Annotated in this window: 16 protein-coding genes; 9 read left to right on the top strand and 7 right to left on the bottom strand. The window is 61.4% G+C overall.

What is annotated here, in order from left to right; translation table 11 throughout:
* Window positions 1–417: 417 nt before the first annotated feature.
* Window positions 418–1,296 (bottom strand): UTP--glucose-1-phosphate uridylyltransferase GalU, encoded by an 879-nt coding sequence (gene galU / locus SKP52_RS11505; protein ID WP_039574874.1) that lies wholly within the window; start codon window positions 1,294–1,296, stop codon window positions 418–420.
* A gap of 240 nt (window positions 1,297–1,536) precedes the next feature.
* Here galU and SKP52_RS11500 point away from each other — a divergent pair, with 240 nt between their 5' ends.
* The 7 genes from SKP52_RS11500 to SKP52_RS11470 all read left to right on the top strand — a co-directional run bounded on the left by SKP52_RS11500 (window position 1,537) and on the right by SKP52_RS11470 (window position 11,083).
* Entirely contained in the window at window positions 1,537–1,785 is a 249-nt protein-coding gene (locus SKP52_RS11500) for an XrtV sorting system accessory protein (RefSeq protein ID WP_039574873.1), read from the top strand.
* 270 nt (window positions 1,786–2,055) lie between these two features.
* Window positions 2,056–4,395 (top strand): hypothetical protein, encoded by a 2,340-nt coding sequence (locus SKP52_RS11495; RefSeq protein WP_039574871.1) that lies wholly within the window; start codon window positions 2,056–2,058, stop codon window positions 4,393–4,395.
* A gap of 7 nt (window positions 4,396–4,402) precedes the next feature.
* Window positions 4,403–5,818, top strand: a complete 1,416-nt coding sequence (locus SKP52_RS26985; RefSeq protein WP_052208151.1) for a sugar transferase — start codon at window positions 4,403–4,405, stop codon at window positions 5,816–5,818.
* Between the two features lie 110 nt (window positions 5,819–5,928).
* Complete coding sequence (locus tag SKP52_RS11485; protein ID WP_039574869.1) at window positions 5,929–7,308, top strand: O-antigen ligase family protein; 1,380 nt, start codon at window positions 5,929–5,931, stop codon at window positions 7,306–7,308.
* 271 nt (window positions 7,309–7,579) lie between these two features.
* Window positions 7,580–8,941: an oligosaccharide flippase family protein gene (locus SKP52_RS11480; RefSeq protein WP_039574868.1), complete on the top strand. Its 1,362-nt coding sequence runs from the start codon at window positions 7,580–7,582 to the stop codon at window positions 8,939–8,941.
* Window positions 8,934–9,902 carry a glycosyltransferase family 2 protein gene (locus SKP52_RS11475; protein ID WP_039574866.1) on the top strand — a complete coding sequence of 323 codons (969 nt, stop codon included), beginning with the start codon at window positions 8,934–8,936 and terminating at the stop codon, window positions 9,900–9,902. The genes SKP52_RS11480 and SKP52_RS11475 overlap by 8 nt, the downstream gene beginning before the upstream one ends.
* The gene (locus SKP52_RS11470) at window positions 9,899–11,083 is read left to right on the top strand and encodes a glycosyltransferase (protein ID WP_052208150.1); all 1,185 of its coding nucleotides are present in this window, start codon (window positions 9,899–9,901) and stop codon (window positions 11,081–11,083) included. The genes SKP52_RS11475 and SKP52_RS11470 overlap by 4 nt, the downstream gene beginning before the upstream one ends.
* 17 nt (window positions 11,084–11,100) lie before the next feature.
* On the opposite strand, the gene SKP52_RS11465 is transcribed toward SKP52_RS11470, so the two are convergent.
* From SKP52_RS11465 to SKP52_RS11445, 5 genes are all read right to left on the bottom strand, one after another.
* The gene (locus SKP52_RS11465; RefSeq protein WP_039574864.1) at window positions 11,101–12,120 is read right to left on the bottom strand and encodes a glycosyltransferase family 2 protein; all 1,020 of its coding nucleotides are present in this window, start codon (window positions 12,118–12,120) and stop codon (window positions 11,101–11,103) included.
* Between the two features lie 263 nt (window positions 12,121–12,383).
* Window positions 12,384–13,184, bottom strand: a complete 801-nt coding sequence (locus tag SKP52_RS11460) for a CpsD/CapB family tyrosine-protein kinase (protein WP_039574861.1) — start codon at window positions 13,182–13,184, stop codon at window positions 12,384–12,386.
* A gap of 24 nt (window positions 13,185–13,208) precedes the next feature.
* Entirely contained in the window at window positions 13,209–14,636 is a 1,428-nt protein-coding gene (locus SKP52_RS11455; protein ID WP_160292400.1) for a Wzz/FepE/Etk N-terminal domain-containing protein, read from the bottom strand.
* A gap of 20 nt (window positions 14,637–14,656) precedes the next feature.
* Window positions 14,657–15,838 (bottom strand): hypothetical protein, encoded by a 1,182-nt coding sequence (locus SKP52_RS11450; RefSeq protein ID WP_148309106.1) that lies wholly within the window; start codon window positions 15,836–15,838, stop codon window positions 14,657–14,659.
* A 48-nt stretch (window positions 15,839–15,886) separates the two neighbouring features.
* Complete coding sequence (locus SKP52_RS11445; protein ID WP_052208147.1) at window positions 15,887–16,450, bottom strand: polysaccharide biosynthesis/export family protein; 564 nt, start codon at window positions 16,448–16,450, stop codon at window positions 15,887–15,889.
* A gap of 181 nt (window positions 16,451–16,631) precedes the next feature.
* Between SKP52_RS11445 and SKP52_RS11440 the strand changes: the two genes are divergently transcribed.
* Window positions 16,632–18,209: a tetratricopeptide repeat protein gene (locus tag SKP52_RS11440; RefSeq protein WP_039574855.1), complete on the top strand. Its 1,578-nt coding sequence runs from the start codon at window positions 16,632–16,634 to the stop codon at window positions 18,207–18,209.
* A gap of 8 nt (window positions 18,210–18,217) precedes the next feature.
* Window positions 18,218–19,000 carry a WecB/TagA/CpsF family glycosyltransferase gene (locus SKP52_RS11435; RefSeq protein ID WP_052208144.1) on the top strand — a complete coding sequence of 261 codons (783 nt, stop codon included), beginning with the start codon at window positions 18,218–18,220 and terminating at the stop codon, window positions 18,998–19,000.
* Here SKP52_RS11435 and SKP52_RS11430 read toward each other — a convergent pair.
* A complete protein-coding gene (locus tag SKP52_RS11430) occupies window positions 18,945–20,126 on the bottom strand; it encodes a glycosyltransferase family 2 protein (RefSeq protein WP_039574853.1) in 1,182 nt (393 codons plus the stop codon). The genes SKP52_RS11435 and SKP52_RS11430 overlap by 56 nt on opposite strands.
* Between the last annotated feature and the right edge of the window lie 118 nt (window positions 20,127–20,244).

The raw sequence follows: 20,244 nt of genomic DNA, 5'->3' as shown, positions 1-20,244 counted from the left end.
GTGGGAGCTATTTGCGCCATTCAAAGCATGGCTGGTTGCCAATTTTGGGGGTTGGCGCGAGCCTGGCCTGCCTTCGGAAAATGGCTGCGTTTTTAATGGGATCGCTACCTGCGTGGTCGAAGAATCCCGGACATGACATCAACCTTTGACCGCTCACCGTCATCTGGTCGGAGGCTTGGCCATGCGTCACGGCGATGGCGTTCCGCAATGGAGTCCTGCAATTTCTCGCAAGCAATATCCGAACTTATCGGCCGCGCTTCACAACGACACGGCGCGGGTGGAGCGGGAAGAATGGATTGGCGCGCCACGACTCGGCGTAACATTGTCCGAGTCGCGTCCCTGAAGCAGCCGGTGTGTTTTTCTGCTCGCGCAAGGCGCGGACCGCGGGCGGACTTACTACGCCTTCCAAGGGTTCCGTCAGAAGGCGCTGTCGCCGTTCAGCTTGGCTAGAATGAAGGCGCGGACCTCGTCCGCGATGTCGGGCCGTTCGAGCGCGACCGCGAGATTCGCCTGGATATATCCGGCCTTCGATCCGCAGTCGTAGCGCGCCCCGTCGAAGGTGACGGCGTGGAACGGCTGGGTGCCGATCATCGTCGCCATCGCGTCGGTCAGCTGGATTTCGCCGCCTGCACCCTTTTCCTGGCGTTCGAGCACGCGCATCACTTCGGGTTGCAGGATATAACGGCCCGAAATAATCAGGTTCGACGGCGCCTCGGCCACCGGCGGCTTTTCGACGAGCCCGGTCACTTCGGTGAGCGCGCCATCGCGCGCGCCGGGTGCGATCACGCCATAGCTCGACACTTGCTCGTGCGGCACTTCGAGCACCGAGATCAGATTGCCGCCGACCTTGTGATACGCATCGACCATCTGCTTCATGCAGCCGGGCGATCCGTGCATGAATTCGTCGGGCAGGAAGATTGCGAAGGGTTCGTCGCCGACAATGTCGCGCGCGCACCAGATCGCGTGCCCCAAGCCCAGCGGTTCCTGTTGCCGGACATAGGCGCAGGCGCCCGGCCCTAGCCGTGTCGGTCCCAGAACCGACAGGTCCTTGCCGCGCTCGGACATCGTCTTTTCGAGTTCAAAGGCGACGTCGAAATGATCCTCGATCGCGCTCTTGCCGCGGCCGGTGACGAAGATCATCTGTTCGATCCCCGCCTCGCGCGCTTCGTCGATCGCATATTGGATCAGCGGCCGGTCGACGACGGGCAGCATTTCCTTGGGGATCGCCTTGGTAGCGGGAAGGAAGCGGGTGCCGAGGCCAGCGACGGGGAAGACGGCTTTGCGGATCGGTTTCATGGGCAGCCTGCTATCAGCATATCTTTAAAACAGTCTCAACTTGGCACGCTTGCCGATCTCCTCGATGTCGCGCGATGCCAAGGATTGTACCTATAGAGTTGGTTTGACGCACGGTATGGTCTCGTTTCGATGCAAGAAATTCGCGTCTATCCGATGGCGAGGGTCCCTGCTACGCCATCTATCTGGATCTGGCCTGCGCATTTCGCGCACAATTCGGCTGGCGGCGGAGGGGGAGCGGACGTGGAAACAGTTTGGGACTGGATTACCGTTTTTACATTTGCCGGGCTGGCGACCTTGCTTCTGCAACGATCGGCCGAAGAGGAGCCACGCGACCATCTGTGGCAATATGCGCCGCCGGCAGTCGGCTGCGCCTTGGTCAACTATGTCGGCAACGAGGGATATCATGCGCCAGCCGCGGTGATTTTTGTCGCGGTCGTCGCCTATATCTTCAAGGTCCTCAACGTGCCTGTGCCTTTCGCCCGGAAATGAGCGGGATCCCATTGCGGGAATTTCCTCGGCGAACCGTCTCTTGCGGAACTTAACAACGGCCTTTCCATTATGTTAAGTAGGCGTCTACTGCGAGCAGCGCGCTTGCGAAGGCGCATTGTGAGGCGAGGCCCGACATGTTCATTTCCACCTTTTATCGGACAGGGGCCTTCGCCGCCTTCGATCGGAATTTTGTGCGCGGCGGGGATGCGCGCGCGCAGGCCTGGCCGGCGCGGCACGGCCGCATTGCGACATGGATATATTGTCCCCCGAGTGCGCTACGCCGTGGGTGAGCCAACGAAACCCGGCGGGCGTTCGGGGAGCAGCGCGAAGGGGCAGGCTGAAGACAGTGCCGAGTGGCAGATCTCCCCGGCGCCCATCGGTTTCGGAGGCGGCTTCGTCACAGGGATCGATATCGCCTCCGACGGGTCGCGCATGGTGTGCAATACCGACGTATTTAATGGCTATATCCGCGAGGCAGGAGAAACGCGCTGGCGCCACCTCCTGCGACAGGACAATCTGGCGCCCACCGATTTCGATCCACGCCCCGACAATGGCAAGGTCCTGCGTGCACAGGTCGAAAGTGGCGCTAATAACGGGACCTACTGCACCCGTATCGCTCCATCGGATCCGCGCGTTATTTACACGGCATGGAACGCCTTCCTGTATCGCTCGATCGATGCTGGCAAGAGCTTCCGCCGTACCCCGCTGCCACCAAAAGCCTTTCTGTCGGACACGGGGCCGTCGCGCCGTTTCAACCGATCGATCGATGTCCATCCGCGCGACCCGGCCCAGGTCATCGTCGGCACGAACGGCGATGGTTGCTATGCCTCGACCGACGGCTTCGCGACGTTCCGGGAATTGAAACTTCCCGGGACGGGCAAGGATTTCAGCGGCACACCAGGACGATATCTCGTCGCCTGGGCCCCAGACGGCGGTGCATGGGTTCATGTGTTCGGCGTCGGTCTGTACCATGCGCCGATGGGCATCGCGGGGCAGCTTCTGTTTGCCGGCGGACCGGCCACCGCATCGTGCCTGGTGGTAGGAAAGGACGGCGCCGTATACGTCTGCGAATTTCGTACCAGCGCAACCCAGATTCCCGATGCACTGCATATATTGCGCGAGGGACAATGGCGGCGCGGCAAGGATACGCTGAACGCGGACCAGGTTGCGGTCGATCCGTTCGATCCGATGCACTTGGTCTGGGCGAATGAAAATTCCGGCCAGTGGTGGCAGAGTTTCGACGGCGGGGCAACGTCGATCGATTTCGGCAACGAGCGCCGCGGAGCCGGCGAGAGCAAATGGCTTTCGGATAGCGGCAAGGCTGTGTTCCCCGCACAAATCTTGTTCGATCCGGTCCGCCGGGGACGGCTCTGGATATGCGAAGGCGTCGGTGTCAATTACTGCGATCTGCCGGCAAAGACATCGGACCCGGTGGTCTTCCACGACGTGAATGCCGGTATCTCGGAGTTTGTTTCGACATGCGGCCTCTCGGCCGCCGGTAATCCGGTAGCCCTTCTCGGTGTGATGGACAAAGGCGTCTGGCAGGTTTCCGGCGATACCGAAAAGGGCTGGGCGTATAGCCCGCCTCCGGGGACGATCGCCGATCCGAGCGCGGTAGCGCATGTGCGCAGCCTCGATAACGCATCCGACGACCCCGACTTCGTCGTCGGGCTCTTTCAGCAGGACGGGAGCAATGGATGGTCGAGCGATTGGGGGCGCTCCTTCCAGTCATTTCCACCTCCGCCGGGGCAGCAGAACTGGCTGCCGGGTGGGGATTGCGCGGTGTCGACGCGCAACAATATCATCATCGCACAAGGCAACCGCGGCAGTGCGTGGTGGACGAAGACCGGGGGGCTGCGAACCGAAGACTGGCACCCCGTCTCGTTCGGCGGATATTCGCCGGTCGCCTCCTGGCTCAACGCTTATTATGTTCATCGCGACTGCATTGCCGCCGACAAGACGCGGCCTGGGGTTTTCGCGGCGCTCGTGAACAACATCTACAAGCTTCCCAACAATGATGACGCGATTGGACGCGACATCGCGGGGCTTTGGCTCAACCGGAACGGTGGCGAAGGGGATTGGGAGCATCGCATCAAGGGTACGCTGGCACCGCTGGGCGCGCAAAATTATACCTTGAGCCAGTTCTGGCAGGCGCGGCTGGCCTATGTGCCGGGACGTAGCGGCGAACTGCTCTACGCAAATTGCGAAGGCACGAACCGATACGATCAATTGATGTGGCTTCAGGATGACGGGGCGAAGATCAAAGGCCTTCCGGCCTATCGGCTGCTCGCGTTCGACTTTGGCATGCCGGCGCCCGGTGCGGATCGCCCGGCTATCTATTTTTACGGCACCCATGGAAAGGTCCAGGGCCTGTATGTCACCTTCGACTGGTTCGAAACCGAGCCTGTCCTGATCAGCCGGTTTCCCAACAGCAGTTTCGATTATGTATCGGCGGGGTTGGGCCTCGTGGGCGACATGAGCCGATTTGGCCGTTGCTATCTGGGGTTCGGAGGCAATGGATGGGTGCGCGCAGAGCTGACCGCGGGCCATGCTCGGGCCGCGGCAACGCAAAATCCACCTTTGTCCGCTAGTCGTTTGCCGGGCGGCTAGGAACAGCATGGATAATTCTCGGACCGATTTGCCCAACGAGGCGCACGCACGGCTTCGTATCGTCGATCCGGCCGCCAATGTGCGCCGCATTTTTTCCTCGGCGCGAGACAAGCGGACATTTCTATATTGCCTGTCGCTGCTCCTCGACATGCTGTCGCTGGTTGCGGGTTATCTCGTTGCGCTTGAACTGCGTGACGAACAATGGCTGGTGACGGGTGGGCAATCGATCATTTACATCGCCCTGCCGATCTTCGTGATGTTCGAGATCGCACGCGAAGCGCAAGATGTCGAAACCCTCAGCAATCGCCTGACCGGAATTCAACGCGCGCTCAGCGCGCTTGGCGCGACCGCGATCGTCATCATCGGCATGGGCTTCCTGTTCAAGTCCGAGGAAATTTCTCGACTGGGCCTTGCGGTTACCTTTGGCGCGGCTGCTATATTCATAATCCTGTCGAAGACCTTCCTCGACTTTCTCGTGAAGAAAACGATGGGCGATGCGGTCGTCGCGACAATCTTGATCCTCGATGGCCTTCCGGCGCGCGCGGAGCCGCATGCCGCCGTCGTCGACGTCGCGGCCGATGGCCTCTGGCCCGACCTCGATCGCCCCGACATGATCGACGCGCTGTCTCATCTCATCGCTCCGTTCGACAGAGTTATCGTCGCCTGCAAGTTCGATCATCGTCCTGCCTGGTCGACCTTTCTCAAGGGACATGATGTCGGGGGCGAAATCCTGCTCGATCGTGACCTCCTCCATGGCGCTGTCGCGATCGGTCAGTATGACGATCATGATACGATCATCCTGTCTCGCGGTCCGCTTAATCTCATGAACCGCATCCAGAAGCGCTCGCTCGACCTTGTCGTGTCCGTTTTCGCGCTGATCATCCTTTCTCCGCTTTTCCTGGTCGTGGCGCTCGCCATCCGGCTCGATAGTCCGGGACCTATATTATTCCGCCAGCTCCGCGTCGGGCAGGGCAATAGGCAGTTTCGCATATTCAAGTTTCGCTCCATGCATGCGGAGAGCAGCGATGCCGCAGGCAGCCAGTCGACCGGGCGGGCTGATTTACGGATCACTCGGGTCGGGCGCGTGATACGGCGAACAAGCATCGACGAGCTCCCGCAGCTCCTTAACGTCATCCGCGGCGACATGAGCATGGTGGGGCCTCGGCCCCACGCGTTGGGATCGACGGCCGGGGATGAACTGTTCTGGCATGCATCGCGGCAATATTGGCTTCGTCATGCCCTGAAACCCGGTATTACCGGCCTCGCCCAAATCCGGGGCTACCGCGGCGCCACCGAACGCGTCGAGGATCTCGCCCGACGCGTCCGCTGCGACCTTGAATATTTGTCGGACTGGTCGCTTTGGACCGACATTCTGATCCTGCTCAAGACGGTCCGGGTCGTGATCCACAAAAATGCTTATTAGGCGCGGGAAGAGACATTGACCCGCGATCGCGCAAATTTGTCGGTGGGGCAAAATAGGGACGTCCGGCGACCCGCATTGGCAGCATACCTTCATTCTTCTAGGCCAAGCGAATGCGGATAGTCGGCATCATCCTCGTCATCTTGTCGTTGCCGGTGCTGATCGCATGGCTGCGGCGCTATCCGCAGCAGCGCAAATGGGCCTATCTCGGGGTCGGCCTGCTTCCCTTCATTATAAGCGCGTTCAACCTCGATGCCGCATTCATCAACTGGGAGGGCTGGCCCGGCTACGCGAAAGGACTTGTCGTGTCGCTGCTGGACACGCTTGCTCTAGCGATCCTCGTCACAAGCAAGGCGCCCTTTCGAAAACTTCCCTTCATAGGCGTTTTTCTTCTCTATCTGGTGGCTGCAATCCTGTCGGTTGCCGTCTCCACGCTCCCGGTGAGCTCGACATTCTACGCATTCCAACTTGTGCGGGTTTTTATCCTGTTCGTTGCGGTCGCATCCTTCGCCGGCACCCCCGGCGCGATGCGCTGGCTCTGCTTCGGTCTTGCGCTGGGCGCTGTTTTTCAGGCGGTCGTCACAATCGACCAACGGCTCTCCGGCGCGATTCAGGCGACGGGGACGATGGGCCATCAGAATCTTCTCGGGCTCATGCTCCATTTTGTCACCCTGCCACTATTGGCGCTGCTTCTCGCCGGCGAGCGAAACAAGCTGATCATGATCGGGGTGCTCTCGGCGCTGATCGCCGTCGCGCTCGGGGTCTCCCGCGGAGCGATCGCTTTTGTGGGGATTGGCATCCTGTTGCTCTTTGTGCTTTCTTTGGCGCGCCGGCCAACAGCCCATAAGTGGAAAATCACCGGGCTCGCCGTGCTCGCGATGACCGTCGTCGTGCCGGTCGGAATCTCCAGTCTCCATGAGCGTTTTGGGGGCAGATCCGCTTACGAGGGTCCCGATGGCGAGCGACAGGCGTTCGAGCGCGCAGCTACCGCGATGTGGCGCGATCACCCGATGGGCGTCGGCGCGAACCAATATGTCGTGACGGCGAACGCGGAGGGCTATTCCGAACGCGCGGGCGTGATCTGGAATTACGCCAGCCGGTCAACGAATGTCCACAATATGTATCTGCTGACGGCCGCCGAGATGGGCTGGGCAGGCCTGATTTCACTGATTTTGTTGTTCGCCTGGCCGGTTCTGCGCGGGCTGCACTTCGCGTTTCGCTATCGAAAAGATCCCCGCGGCGATGTCGTCCTTGGCGCGACCGTCGCGATCTTCGTGACCGCGGTTCATGGTTTGGTGGAGTGGATTTTTGTTACCGGACATGCGCAATATGTGTTTGCCATAGCGATGGGGATCGTTGCCGGGTCCATCAGGCAATATCATCGTGAAGCCCGTCTGCGATCGCACGCGGCGAGCGGAAGAGCCGCTACGCTGCCTCAAAAGGTCGCGGCAAGCCGCGCGCGGTCCATGCATGCGGTCGCGGAACGTCCTTAGTTGCAGTGATCCGCCGCGGGTGTAGGGCGAAATCGATCGCGGACCGTGCCGCGAAGCGCCGCCGGATCCGTGCCAATCTGGGCGGGTCTCGGATGAGCGGGCGGTGTTTGTGAGTATTCCTGCCCTCTATTGAATGCTATTTGCGTTTCTGGACGCCCGAAGAGCGACTGGTCGATTGGTAAGAAGGCACTCGCTGCGCGTGGAAGAATCCCGGAAACCACCGTCGGCTACTGCGTTCGCTTTGTCCCGGCTGCTGTCGAGGCTATGGAAGATGATCGCGTCCCGGCAGGCGATCTTCGGGGCAGCCGGTTGGGTCACCGCGACTTTCGTTGCGCAGCAAGTGTTGCGGCTCGTCTCCAACATCATCCTCGCGTGGCTCCTCGCGCCGGCGCTGCTCGGTACCATGCTGCTGATCAATACGCTCAGGACGGGTGGCGAATTGCTGACCGACGTGGGCGTCGGACAAAGCATCGTCAACAACCGGCGCGGCAACGAACCGGACTTCTATAACACGGCCTGGACGATCCAGATCGTCCGCGGGCTGCTTCTATTTGCCGTCGCAATGGCGCTCACCATTCCGATCGCGCGCGGTTACGATAATCCCGACCTGTTGATCCTGCTGCCGGCGGTCGCGCCGATCTTCATCTTGACCGGCCTGACATCGCCCTCGCGTTTCCTTCTCCAGAAACAGTTTGCGGTACGAAAGCTCGCCCTGTTCGATCTCGCCGCAGCGGTGTTTGGAGCCGGCGTCCAGATCGCACTGGCGTACTTCATCCCGACGATCTGGGCGCTCGTCTGGGGATTGCTTCTCGGCGCCGCCGTGCCCGGCGCCGCCAGTTTTTTCCTGATCGACTGGCGCTCCCACCGGCTTCGCTGGGAAAAGGAGGCGGTTCGATCGATCCTCCATTTCGGAAAATGGGTCTTTCTTGCGTCGCTGGTTTATTTCCTCGCTATGAACTTCGACCGGCTTTATTTCGCCGACGCGATTTCGTTCGCGCTGCTCGGCATCTACGGCATTGCAAGAACATTCGCCGAAACCGTCACCCTCCTGTTCCAGCGGATGGGGAGCCTGTTGATTTTTCCAAAGATTGCGGCATCGGAGCAGCGGGGCTTCGATTTGCAACGCGCCATTCGTCCGCTGCGCTTGGCAACCCTGCTGCTGGTCGCGACGGGGCTCGCGTTCGGCACCGCCCTCGCCGATCAATTTATCTACCTGGTTTACGACGAGCGATATCATGCGGCCGGCTTTTTCCTGACGATATTGCTTGTGGGAAGCTGGTTCGGTATTTTGGCATCGATGGCGGACGCGATGATGATGGGGGTAGGGAAGCCGTCGGGAGTCGCCTTCAGCAACGGCGCCAAACTTGTTGCAATCGCGATTGCGCTGCCGCTGGTGTTGCCGCGATACGGTATGAATGCGGCGCTTGTCGTTTTCGTGCTGGCCGAGGTCGTTCGATATGCGGTCCTCGCCTGGCGAAAGCGCGGTGTCGGGCTGAGTTTCCTCCGCCAGGATGTCGCCTTGACGCTCCTGTTTTTTGGACTGATATTTCTGTTCCGCGAAATGACCATGGTGGTCGGCTTGACCGGCGGCGTTGCGGATTGGCTCGCGCAGGCCCGCACGTCGCATGGATAAGCCGGCCAAGATCGGGGTCGTCGCGATCGGGCGCAACGAAGGCGAAAGGCTCCGGACCTGCCTCGGATCCATTCCCGGGGATGTCCCCGTCGCATATGTCGACAGCGGGTCGACCGACGGAAGCGTTGATTTTGCTCGCTCCCGCGGAGCGCAGGTCGTCGAACTCGATATGGGATCGCCCTTCACCGCCGCGCGCGCGCGCAATGCGGGACTCGATACGATCCTCCAGAGATGGTCCGGCCTTGAATATATCCAGTTCGTCGATGGCGATTGCGAGCTCGAGCAGGGATGGCTGGCCGTTGCACAGCAGTTTCTTGTATCGGAACCCTCGGTGGCGGCGGTCTGTGGGCGCCGCCGCGAACGCTATCCCGAACGGAGTTTCTATAACCGCCTGTGCGATGCCGAATGGAACACGCCGATCGGAGAGGCCGATGCGTGCGGCGGCGACGCGCTGTTCAGGGCCGACGCCTTGGCCCAGGCGCGGGGATATGATTCAGAGCTTATAGCCGGCGAGGAACCCGAACTGTGCCATCGTCTGCGCGGCATGGGATGGAGAATTTGGCGAATTGACAGTCCCATGACGATTCACGACGCCGACATGCACCGCGTCCGCCAATGGTGGATGCGCTCGGTCAGAAGCGGCTTCGGCTACGCCCAGGTCTGGCAAAAGACGCGCCGGACGGGCGGCCGAGCTCTTTATGGGCGACAACTCGTCAGTGCGCTGTTCTGGACGATGGGTGTCGCGTTGGTCGCAATTTTGTCGGCCATCGCATTTGGACCGCTCGGCCTCATCGCGGCGCCATTGCTGTGGGTGATCCAGTTGGCAAGGCTGTCGAGACGCGGCGGCGCCGCATGGGGGGGGCATATGCTCGCAGGAAAAGCGGCCGAAACATTCGGCATCATGCGTTATGCCGCGGCCAGAATCCGCCGCCGCAATCACGGCGCGATATTCTACAAATGAGCCGCATCGCCTATTTGGTGAGCGACTATTACGCTCCGTCCCATACTTTCGTTCGGCGGGAAGTCGCCGCTCTGCGCGCGTCGAGCATCGATGTCGATGTCTTCAGTATCCAAGGCGGCGGGGCCGCCGAGATGTCGGCAGAAAGCCTGCTCGGACGCTCACCCTCGGCCTATATCGCGGCACTGGGGTGGGCAATGTTCACGCGCCCCCTGGCGTTTCTGGCGAGCTGGTGGCTGGCGGTGCGGCATCGCGGGCCCGGGATCAAGGCGTTGGTGTGGTCGCAGTTCCATTTCGTCGAAGCCATGATGCTCGCGCGTCTGTTGCACCGCTCGGGTGCGGAGCGGTTGCACAATCATTTTGCCAATAGCGGCGCCACCGTCGGCCTGATCGCCTCGCGCCTTACAGGGCTTCCCTGGAGCCTTACCCTCCATGGCATATCTGAAACCGAGTATCCCGCTGGGCTGCTCCTCGGCAAAAAACTCGAAACGGCGTCCTTCGTAGCCTGTGCGAGCTACTTCATGCGCGCCCAGGCGATGCGCGCGGTCGATCCGTCGCACTGGCCCAAAATGGCCATTGTTCGCTGCGGGATCGATATGACGGCGCTGCCGGCGCCGACGCCGTTCAGCGACGCGGGGCCGGCAAGGATCGTCTGTGTTGGCCGTCTTTCGCCCGAGAAAGGATATTTCGGTCTCCTTGATGCCTTGGCCGCGATCGCTGAGTCTGATGGCGAATTCCGGCTGGTCATCGTCGGTGACGGACCCCAGAGGGAGGCGGTCCAAATGCGGGCAACCGAGCTGGGCCTTGTGGATCGTATTCGCTTCGCCGGCGCACTGCCCGAGACCGAAACGCTTGGCGAGATAGCGCGAGCCGATGTCCTTGTTCTTCCCAGCCTCATGGAGGGGCTGCCGGTGGTGTTGATGGAAGCAATGGCGATGGGGCGCCCCGTGCTGGCAAGCCGCGTTGCCGGTATACCCGAGTTGGTAGAGGAGACGCGCTCGGGCTATCTGTTCACCCCCTCCGACTGGGACGATCTGGCGCGGCGTCTGTCGGCGCTCTTGTCCTGCCGGGCTGACTGGGACGATATGGGCCGCATCGGGCGCGCCAAAATCGAGGAGGAATTCAAGGTCGAGTTGTCCGCGTCGCGGATGGCGCGGCTTTTTTCCGGTGAGGTCATGCCATGACGATCCGGCGCCGAGACTTACCAGAAGCTCGCGGAATTTTTGCGCTTCAATGTTCTGTTGGCCTGGACCGCCGGCAAGATATTGAGAAGCGTCGCGGCTAGCGAGAAGGGAAATCGGGCGAGCGCTCGCGCCATGCCAACACCTCGCAGATTGAACAGCCGCCAGGTCAGCATACGGGGAGGAAGCACCCAGCTTCGACCATGCACCCGGCTTTCCACTAACCGGCTAACCCACTCCGGATCACTCTCATTCCGCTCACGAATGGCGGCGCCCGCGTTCTCCTTATAGTTCCCGGCCCACAAAAATTCGCAGATCCAGCCATTGATCACCGTGCCGACGGTCATCCGCCTTTCGTGGCGAAAAAAACCGCCAACCGAATGCGCTTCGAAATAATGTGTAGGCCGCTCGATTTGCGTAATCACGCCGTGCATTGCCGGCCGCGAAAAGCCGTCCGTATGGATCATCGCCGTCAGCAGACCATCTTCCCCTGGCGTCGGGACCGGGAGCCAGACCTTGCACAACTCCCTCATTCGCGCAGCGTATAGAGAGCCGTTGATTGCATGCGGGGTAGGGGATTGGCGCGATACAATCAGCGAGAAACGATCGATCAGGGATTTGCGGCGCTTTTTCAGAATGTCCTTCACCGGGTGACCGGACACTGCGAGCAAGGCGGCGTCGGTGGTGAGGGGGCGTACCAAATCCTCCAATACCATTTCGTCGATCAATTCGATGTCCGCATCCACGAACAGGGCGATGTCGGCGTCAGCCGCAATCAGCTCGTGCACTGCGAGGTTCCAGGACCGCGCCTTGCCGCCGAGCGGCGTATCGTGGACGAGCATGTGCGCCGGATGGCCGGCGAAACTCTTGGTCATTGCCGCGCGGGCCGCGGCGACGGTGCCGTCAGAACAGGCGTTGGCGACGACAAGGATCTGGAAGGTGTGAGGCTTCGACAACAAGGTCTGGGCAGCGAGCTGCGAAACAAGCGCGCCGATCGTCTTTTCTTCGTTCCTCGCTATCACGCATATCGCGATCTTCAAGGGACAGGCTCCATTAGCATTGGCTCTACTTCAAGCCGCTTGAAGCGTCCGTGGATTGCGCTGCACGTTTCTGGCCGGGGCTGTAACTTTCGCACCGGGGGCCACAGCCAGGTCGACCGCGACGATATGATGTTCTGAGGGATCTGCTGCGCTCGCATCCTCTTTCCATCACACGGATCGGCACGTCCAACGGGACTTTCGACGCTGCGCCATCGTTCGCACAAAGATGGGCGCATCGAGAGCCTCGGCATTTGTGGTTTTCGTCATGCGTCCGGATCGGGCCGGTCGTAATATTTGCCGTAGTTCGGTCCACCATATCCATAACCGTAGCTGTCGCCGAGGCCGCCGCGGTACCGGTTCAGAATGGAGCCGATGCACGGGGTGGGGTACAGCATGCTCATGACATCCTGGACATGGCGGCGGGTCGTTTTGCCGGAATCGACGACGAGGACGAACCCATCAAGCGCCGACAGGCTGATCATTGCATCGTCATTCGCGAAAGCGGGCGGCAGATCGAACAGGACAATCGACGCTTCGCTTCGATTCCGCAGCGTGTCGACCATTTGAGCGAAACGCTCGCCAGCAAGCAATTCCGCAGTGTTGCGGGTGCGCCGAACCGTGGGAAAAACCCCAAGCTTGGTCCCCTCGATGCGGTGGCCGACATCACTCAGATCGGCGATATCGCCTTCGAGATAGCTTTCGATCCCGCGCTCGGCAACGAGACCGATTTCATCGGCCAGCGACGCGCGGCGGATATCCAGGTCGACTAGAAAAACCGGTTCTTCGGTCACGCGCGCGAGCGAACTCGCGAGATTCATAGAGAGAAAGGATTTGCCCGCAGCAGGGGTCGCCGACGTAAGGCCGATCAGCCGGTGCCCCTCCTCCTTGAGCTTTTTGGCAAAACTCGTGCGCAGGAGATTGAACGGGCGCGCGCGCGCATCGCGATTGTCAAAACCCACGATCCGATGTTTCTTAATTGCCGTCAGCGGCGGCGTGAAGCTCGCGAGACCGGAAAGGGTCAGCAATTTCTGGTCTCTGGAAAGGGGCAAATCGGCATCAGCCATGGGTCAACCTTAGATGGGAGAAAGTCAACGTTTGCCGCGGAGCGGAAGAAACCTGCGCCAACCTTCGCGCCGGACGGGCACGAGCTCGATGAGGGGAATGATTCCGAGCGGTGCGGAGCCTAGAATGGCTTTCAACTCCGAAGGGTCGCGAATAGGCCGCGCAATGAGTTCGACCGCGAGCGCCAGGATGAAACCGAGACCGAGGCCGCCAGCAATCCCTATCGCTGCGATGAGCAGCCGATTGGGCCAACTCGGCTGATCGGGGATGACCGGCGGTTCGACGACCGAAAGCCGTTCCGACATTTGCTCGTCTTCGGCTCGAACGCCCGCGCGCGCGCCCATCAGCTGTTTTTGTACCTGCTCATATTGCGCGTTCACGGCGGTCAGCCGTTGCTGAAGTTCGCCGAGCTGCTGCTGGATGAGCGGTGCCCGCGCCTGCGCGGCCAGGCGTGAACTGACCTGCGCAGTCTCGCCTGCTTTCGCACTCCGCAGAGCAGCAATTTGAGAGTTGTTGAACGCGATTTGCTCGTCGAGCGTCTGGAGCGGCAATTTTTCGCTAGTGTCCTTCGCCAATCTTTTGGCTTCGGCGAGCGCCTGCTTCGCCATGACGACGTCCGGATGCGTCTCGGCATAGACGGAGCGCGCGCTCGCGAGCCGTTGTTCCGCCCCCGCAACGATCGGATCGCGTTGATCGCTCGTCTGGGCCAGGTTGCGCTGCTGAATGAGCAACTGGTTATCCCGCTGCAACGCGGCGATCTGGACATCATAGCTGCCCGTACCGCCGCCCATGATCATCCCGCCGCCGGCGAGGACACTCCCATTTCGGGCATTGATCTGGGCGATCTGCGACTGCAACGCGGCGATCTGGGTTTCGAGACCGGCGGACTGATCGGTCAGGAACTGGACCGTGTTGGTTGCTTGCTCCGCATTACCGCGTGCGTCGAGCTGGAGGACACGGTCCATGAGGTCCTGGGTGACTGCTTGCGTCTGCTCCGGCTTGGAATATTCGAACGCGAGCTCAAACGCGATAGTGCGATTTTCGGTGCCCCCGCCTGCCGGTAGGCTGGTCTCCGATGGGGTCAGCGTAATGGACTCGCGCATATCGGTCAGGATTTCGGACAGCGGCGTGCGCTTGCGCTCGCTTGCGTAGAGCCCATGCCGCTCGATCAGCTGAATGAGATCCGGTCGGGCTGTAATTTGCTGCCGGATCGCCGCAATACGCCGGTCGATCACATTCCCAGAGTCGAGACCGATCACTTCCTTGGGCAGCTGCGGCGACTCCACCAGCATGATCGCGTTCGCGCGGTATGTCGGCGAAATCAGGAGAATAGCCGCGATCGCGGCAATAATCCCGATGATCGTCGGTATGATGATCAACCATCTGCGCTGCCACAGAACCACCGGCAACTGCTGCAGGAAATTGCCGCTCGATGCACCTTCGTCGAGCGGCATATCAAACATGGTATCGTCCACTATCGCCGCTTTCCAAGTCTGATGGTCAAGCCAACCATCAATGCGTAATTCGCACTGCGGGGCTGCGTGTCGTCGAAGATTTTAGAATAGCTTGGCGTCACCGTGAAGGCCAGTCGATCGTTCAGGTCGCGGCTGTACGTGGCGGAGGCGCCGATGAAGTCCGTGACCCGAACGACCGGAAGGCCGGCGCCATCCTGGTTGGTCCGGCCATAGCGCGCCGCGAGCGACAGGCGATCGACCCGGCTCAAGCGTGCATCGTAATTGAGCGAGGCCGTCGTGACCGTCGATACACCGCCCAGTGCCGTAGGCTGCGCGCTCCGGCCGCCTGAGAGGCACAGGCTTCGGTTGGGACCGCGGTCGCAAAGACCGACGCTGCCCGCAAAGGAGACAAGCTTGCTATGGTCACCGGCCCCGACGTCGGTCCGGACGTAGGATATTCCCGCATCTGCCACGAGGCTGAGGCGATCCGTCAGTTGCTGCTGAACACCCACCCGAGGCGAGACGATCAGGCTATCGCCGGTACGCCGTCCAAGATAATCGACGAACCCGACCTGCGTATCGAACGTCACTGTCGTACGTTGTGACAGTTTGCGCCGATATCCGGCGTGCGTCGAAACACTACGATAATCGAAGCCGACATCATCTTCGATATAGGTTCCGTTCAATTCGATTCCTGCATCGAGCGAACTGACTTCGTTGATGATGTGCGAGAGCTCGAAGCTCGTGTTCAGAGAGGTAATGCGCGACCGTGTGCCCGCGAGCGTCGTATCGATGATGGGGAGAGTAGGCGGGAGGAGGGGGCCCGGGGCCTGCGATCCGCCGCCCTCGAATATAAGGCCGTCCTGAATCGCCGAGCGCAGCCGCTGCACGGACGCGGCGACCCGGACGCTGTTCCGTTCGTCGAGTTTGCGTTCGGTCGCGGCCTCGAGGCGTGCCGACACATCGTTACCATAATATTTGCTGTACTGCGTAAATCTCAGATTTCCGCCGAGCCGGGTCTTGCCGAGTTCGTCTTCCACAACGACCGACGGAGCTATATCGATACTGGCGGAACCGGCGGTCTTGCCATCGGCATAGAGGAATGGGTTGCTCGAGATACCACCGCCGACGGAAACATCGACGTTATATTCCGGCTCATATTGAGCATAGGCCATCGGTGTACAGCAGGCATAGGCCGCCAACACCATGGAAGACGCGATCTTCCTCACCACCCCAATTCCCCCGTTCAATCAGCGAACAATGACAGTATCGCCGGTTTCGATCAGTAAAATATTACCCCGCGCCACATCCTTTGCGTCCGCACCGGTTTTAAAGAGGGGCGCGAGGCGCACGTTGAGCGTGCTGAGCTGCTCGCCCGACTTGCGAATGATCAACACATTGTCGAGGTTTGCAAATTCACTAGGGCCGCCCGCCATGCTCAGCGCCTCAAGAACGTTGACATAGCGGCCGGGGGAAAAGGTACCGGGCGCGTTGACCCGGCCCATGACCGAGAATTGCATGCCCGAGGGCACGAGGACGGACACCGTCACCTGAGGCACCGCGCCGACATATTGCGCGCTCAAGCCATTGGTGATCAGCTGCTCCATTTCCGATGGGAGGAGGCCCTGCACCTTGATCTGCCCGACAAGCGGAAAAGCCATTGTGCCATCGGGCAACACCTTGACCTTGCGCTGGAGCCGCTCTTCGCCCCACACATAGATTTCGAGCTCGTCGCCAGCGTTGATCCGATATGTCGATGCTGCCGAGGTTGCGGACGCCGCGGTACCCGTTATAACCGGCTTCGCAGCGCCCACGGGCGCGCCAACAGGTTGGGCTTGCGCCGCCGACAATATGGCCAGTGCCGCCGCAATCCCTGCGGTTACCAAAATTCTTATCATTGAGCGTCCCTCAGTGAGCGGTCGACAGTTTAACACAGGGCACTATAAGGTGGCCCATGGTGTTTGGCTACCTTGTTAACCCTAGGAATCTCGGCTCTTGAAGCGTCGTTTCGATACAGTACCGGGCGTGCTTACCGGCTTAATCTTTACATTCACTTTAGCTGTTTCGGTTTCTCTCGGTGCCTGCGGCCGGTCCGATGCGGCCGCCGCGGAGGATGCCGCGCGCGCCCAGTCACTCCTCGAGCAGCGCCGTTTCGCCGAGGCACGCTTGCTGATCAAGGAAGCGATCAAGGCGCGCGACGACGAGCCACAATTTCATATCCTGCGTGGGCGGATCGAGATGGCTGCCGGTTCGGTGTCGGGCGCCTATGATGCCTATAGCGACGCCATGTCGCTCGACCCGGCCAATATGGAGGCGTTGCAGGCGGTGTCGCAACTGGGCCTGCAGACCGGCCATTTTCGGGAATCGCTCGAGGCCACCGACGCTATCCTGTCGCTCGTGCCTGACGAACCCGGCGCGCTGCTGATGCGCGGCCTCCATGCCGTCATCCGCAGCCGCTTCGAAGAGGCCGACGGCTTCGCGGACCGGATACTCGCACGGGACCCGGACAATGAAGGGGGGGTGATCCTCAAGGCCCGCGTCGCCGTTCGCAAAGGCTCTCCCGAGCGCGCGCTCGAGGTGCTGGCAAGCTACGGCGTCGCAAAGCCCAACACGGTCGGGGTCGCCATGACGCGACTTGAGATTTATCGCGAGATGCGCGATGCGCCGGGCCTGCGCTCCCAATTCGCGCTTCTCCGCAATCTGGCGCCCGACAATCGTGAGTTGCGTCTGGACGAGGCCAATTTTGCCTTCAAGGACGGTCGTCCGCGCGATGGGGCGGCGTTGATCACCGCCTTGCTCGCCGATCCCAAACTGCCCGACGAGCAACTTCCGCCGATCATGGCGGTCTGGCGCGAATATGCGGCGGATGGGCCAAGCGATCCGAGCCTTGGCGCCGTCGCCGCGTCGGGAACTATAGCGGCACGGCTCGCGACCGCGGAATTTCTGGCCGACCGCCGCCGCCTGTCCGGCGCGCGAACAATTTTGGCCGGATTGGACCCGAAGGAGCGCGCAGCCGTCGATGCGAGCATTGCTGCGCGCGAGGCGCGTTGGCCCGAGGCGCTTCGGATGGCCGATCAGGTACTGGCAAGCGATGAGACCCAATGCCTGGCGTTGACCACGCGCGCGGAAAGCCTGTTGCAACGGGGAGATGCCGTAGGCGCCCTGCGGTCGGCGCAGGTGGCCGTCACGCAATGTCCGGGGCAGACGAGAGCATGGGCCTTCGCGGCGGAGGCCTATGCGCGACGCGAGGATATGGAAAACGCCAGGAGGCTATGGCGCCAGGGCGTCCGGGCGAATTCGCAGGATGCGGCGATGTCGGGGGCGTATGTCAACTGGCTGCTGGCGAATGGGCAGGAGCGCGAGGCTCTCGCCGTCGCGCGCCGCGTAACACATGAGGCGCCGGCGCTTTTGAGCGGCTGGCGTCTCTATCAGGGAATTTGTTTCAAATTGGAACAGAATTGCACTAGTCTGGCCCGTGACGGCCTTGACAATGCGTCCACATTATACGGAGTCGATCTGTTGCCGGGGCAGGCACCTCCCAATGGTCTTTTTGGGAGGATTGTCTCGAAATAGGGGTGGGAATGGGGCGGAGCGAGTTTCTGGATGTCGGGTTCGATCGGCTTGACGCGGCGGGTGCCGCGGCGCGCATCGTCGCCCTCGCGAAGAAGCCTCGGTTCACCTATGTCGTGACCCCGAACGTCGATCATGTGGTGCGGTTGCACCGATCCGACGATCCCATCCTGGCCATGAGTTATGATAACGCTGCGCTCTCTCTTTGCGACAGTCGGATTCTTGCGGGGCTTGCTTTCCTTTCGGGAATGAAACTTCAGGTGGTGACCGGCAGCGATCTCACCTGCGACCTGATCACGAGCAGCCTCAAGCGTGGAAAGCTGCTCGTCATCGGCGGCAACACTGACCTCCACAGGGCGCTGGAAGCCGCCTATCCTCGCTTTGACTGGCATTTTTACGAGCCGCCGATGGGTGTCCGTCATGACGCGCAAGCTCGCGCGGCCATTGCGGAGGTCGTCGAAGCCACGTGCGCGGACGTGACCTTCTTTGCGATCGGCGCCCCGCAGAGCGAGATTGTCTGCGCGGAAATCCTCCTGCGAGGCCGGGCCCGCGGTGTCGCGCTATGCATCGGAGCTTCGCTCGAGTTTTTGACGCGGGCCAAGGTCCGTGCTCCCCGGTGGATGCAGCGCCGGGGTCTCGAATGGCTGTTCCGGTTGCTCAGCGAGCCCCGGCGACTATGGCGGCGCTACCTTCTCGACGGGCCGAGAATATTTGTCATCTGGCAGCGTTGGCGGCATCTCAACTTCGTTCGCCTTCGCGCCTCGTCCGGTTCCAGTGCTTCTGGTTTCGAGTGAAGAATCCGAGATAGATTGGTATCTTCCAAAGGATATAGAGCGGCACGCGCAGTAGCGACGTAAAGGGAAGAATGTCGCGGCCGTATCGCCACCATGCGGCAAGCAGCGCAGTGCCCGCAAAACCCAAAGCCGCACTTCCCAGGGCGAGCGGCCCCCAGTGGCCCGATACTACGCCGATCGCAGCCATGGCGGCGAGGCCGAACAGCGACAGAAGAATGAGAAGCGCGAGCGGCGGCACCAGCAAGTGGGCGCCCAACGTCGCGAGGTTGGGAGAGGCCGTTGCGATGCCGCGCAGCAACAACGGCACACCCTCGCTCGCGGCGGTTCGGAGGAAACCATGCTCCCATCGGCTGCGCTGGGCTCGGCTGCTCTCGACTGGCGCGGCACCGCTTGTCACCAGCGCGCGATCCTCCAGGTCGACGCGCACACCCTGTCTCGCAAGCCAAAGCCCAAGGTTGAGATCTTCGACTGCATCGCCGGTAGCGAGGGGGAGCCTCGCGAACAGCGGCCAGCCAAATCCCATGCCAGTCCCGAACAGCATCGCACCGCCGCCGAGCCGCACGAGCCCCCGTGCACGCACCAGATTCTTGACCAGCATGGCAAAGTTCGAGACGGCGACCAATGGCGAGGCGGGACCCAAGGAAGTGAGCAGGTTCGCAGCCTGAACCGGCCGGCCCGTCGCTATCGCACGCTCCGCCAGCCGACCGGCGCTGCCACTTTCCAGCTGGCAATCGGCATCGACAATAATCACGGCGTCTGGCGGAGCGAGCGCGAGCTGTTCGCGTCCGAACGCGAGCGCGTAGCCCTTGCCGCGTCGGTCCGGATCAATCCGTTCGGCGACATCAGCGCCTGCTTGCCGTGCGCATTCGGCCGTGTCGTCGGTACAATTGTCCGCCACCACCAGGATGCGGGCTTCCGGCGCGGCGGCGGAGAGCAGGTGGACCGTATTGGCGATCCCGGCGCTCTCATTATGCGCCGGCACAAGAAGCGCCACCCGCGGGGGCGCTACAGGCTCTTCGTTGTCGTCGGCGGAGAGTGGGCGCAGCCCGAGAAATGTCTCGACGCCGAGATAGGCGAGCGAAAATGACATGGGCAGCGCGATCAGCCAGGCAATAGTTTCGATCATCGCGGCGGCGTCCCCGTTCGATCCTGCGGCAACGGCAAGATTCGTCGCCGAGCATGTACCATAATGTCACCGATCCCAATGGGTCCTTTGCATCGTCCGGCTTGCTGTCTAGAAAGCG

The organism is Sphingopyxis fribergensis (genome assembly GCF_000803645.1).
Lineage (GTDB): Bacteria > Pseudomonadota > Alphaproteobacteria > Sphingomonadales > Sphingomonadaceae > Sphingopyxis > Sphingopyxis fribergensis.
Note: the sequence above shows the minus strand (reverse complement) of the source record. Positions and strands in the feature narration are given on the sequence as shown.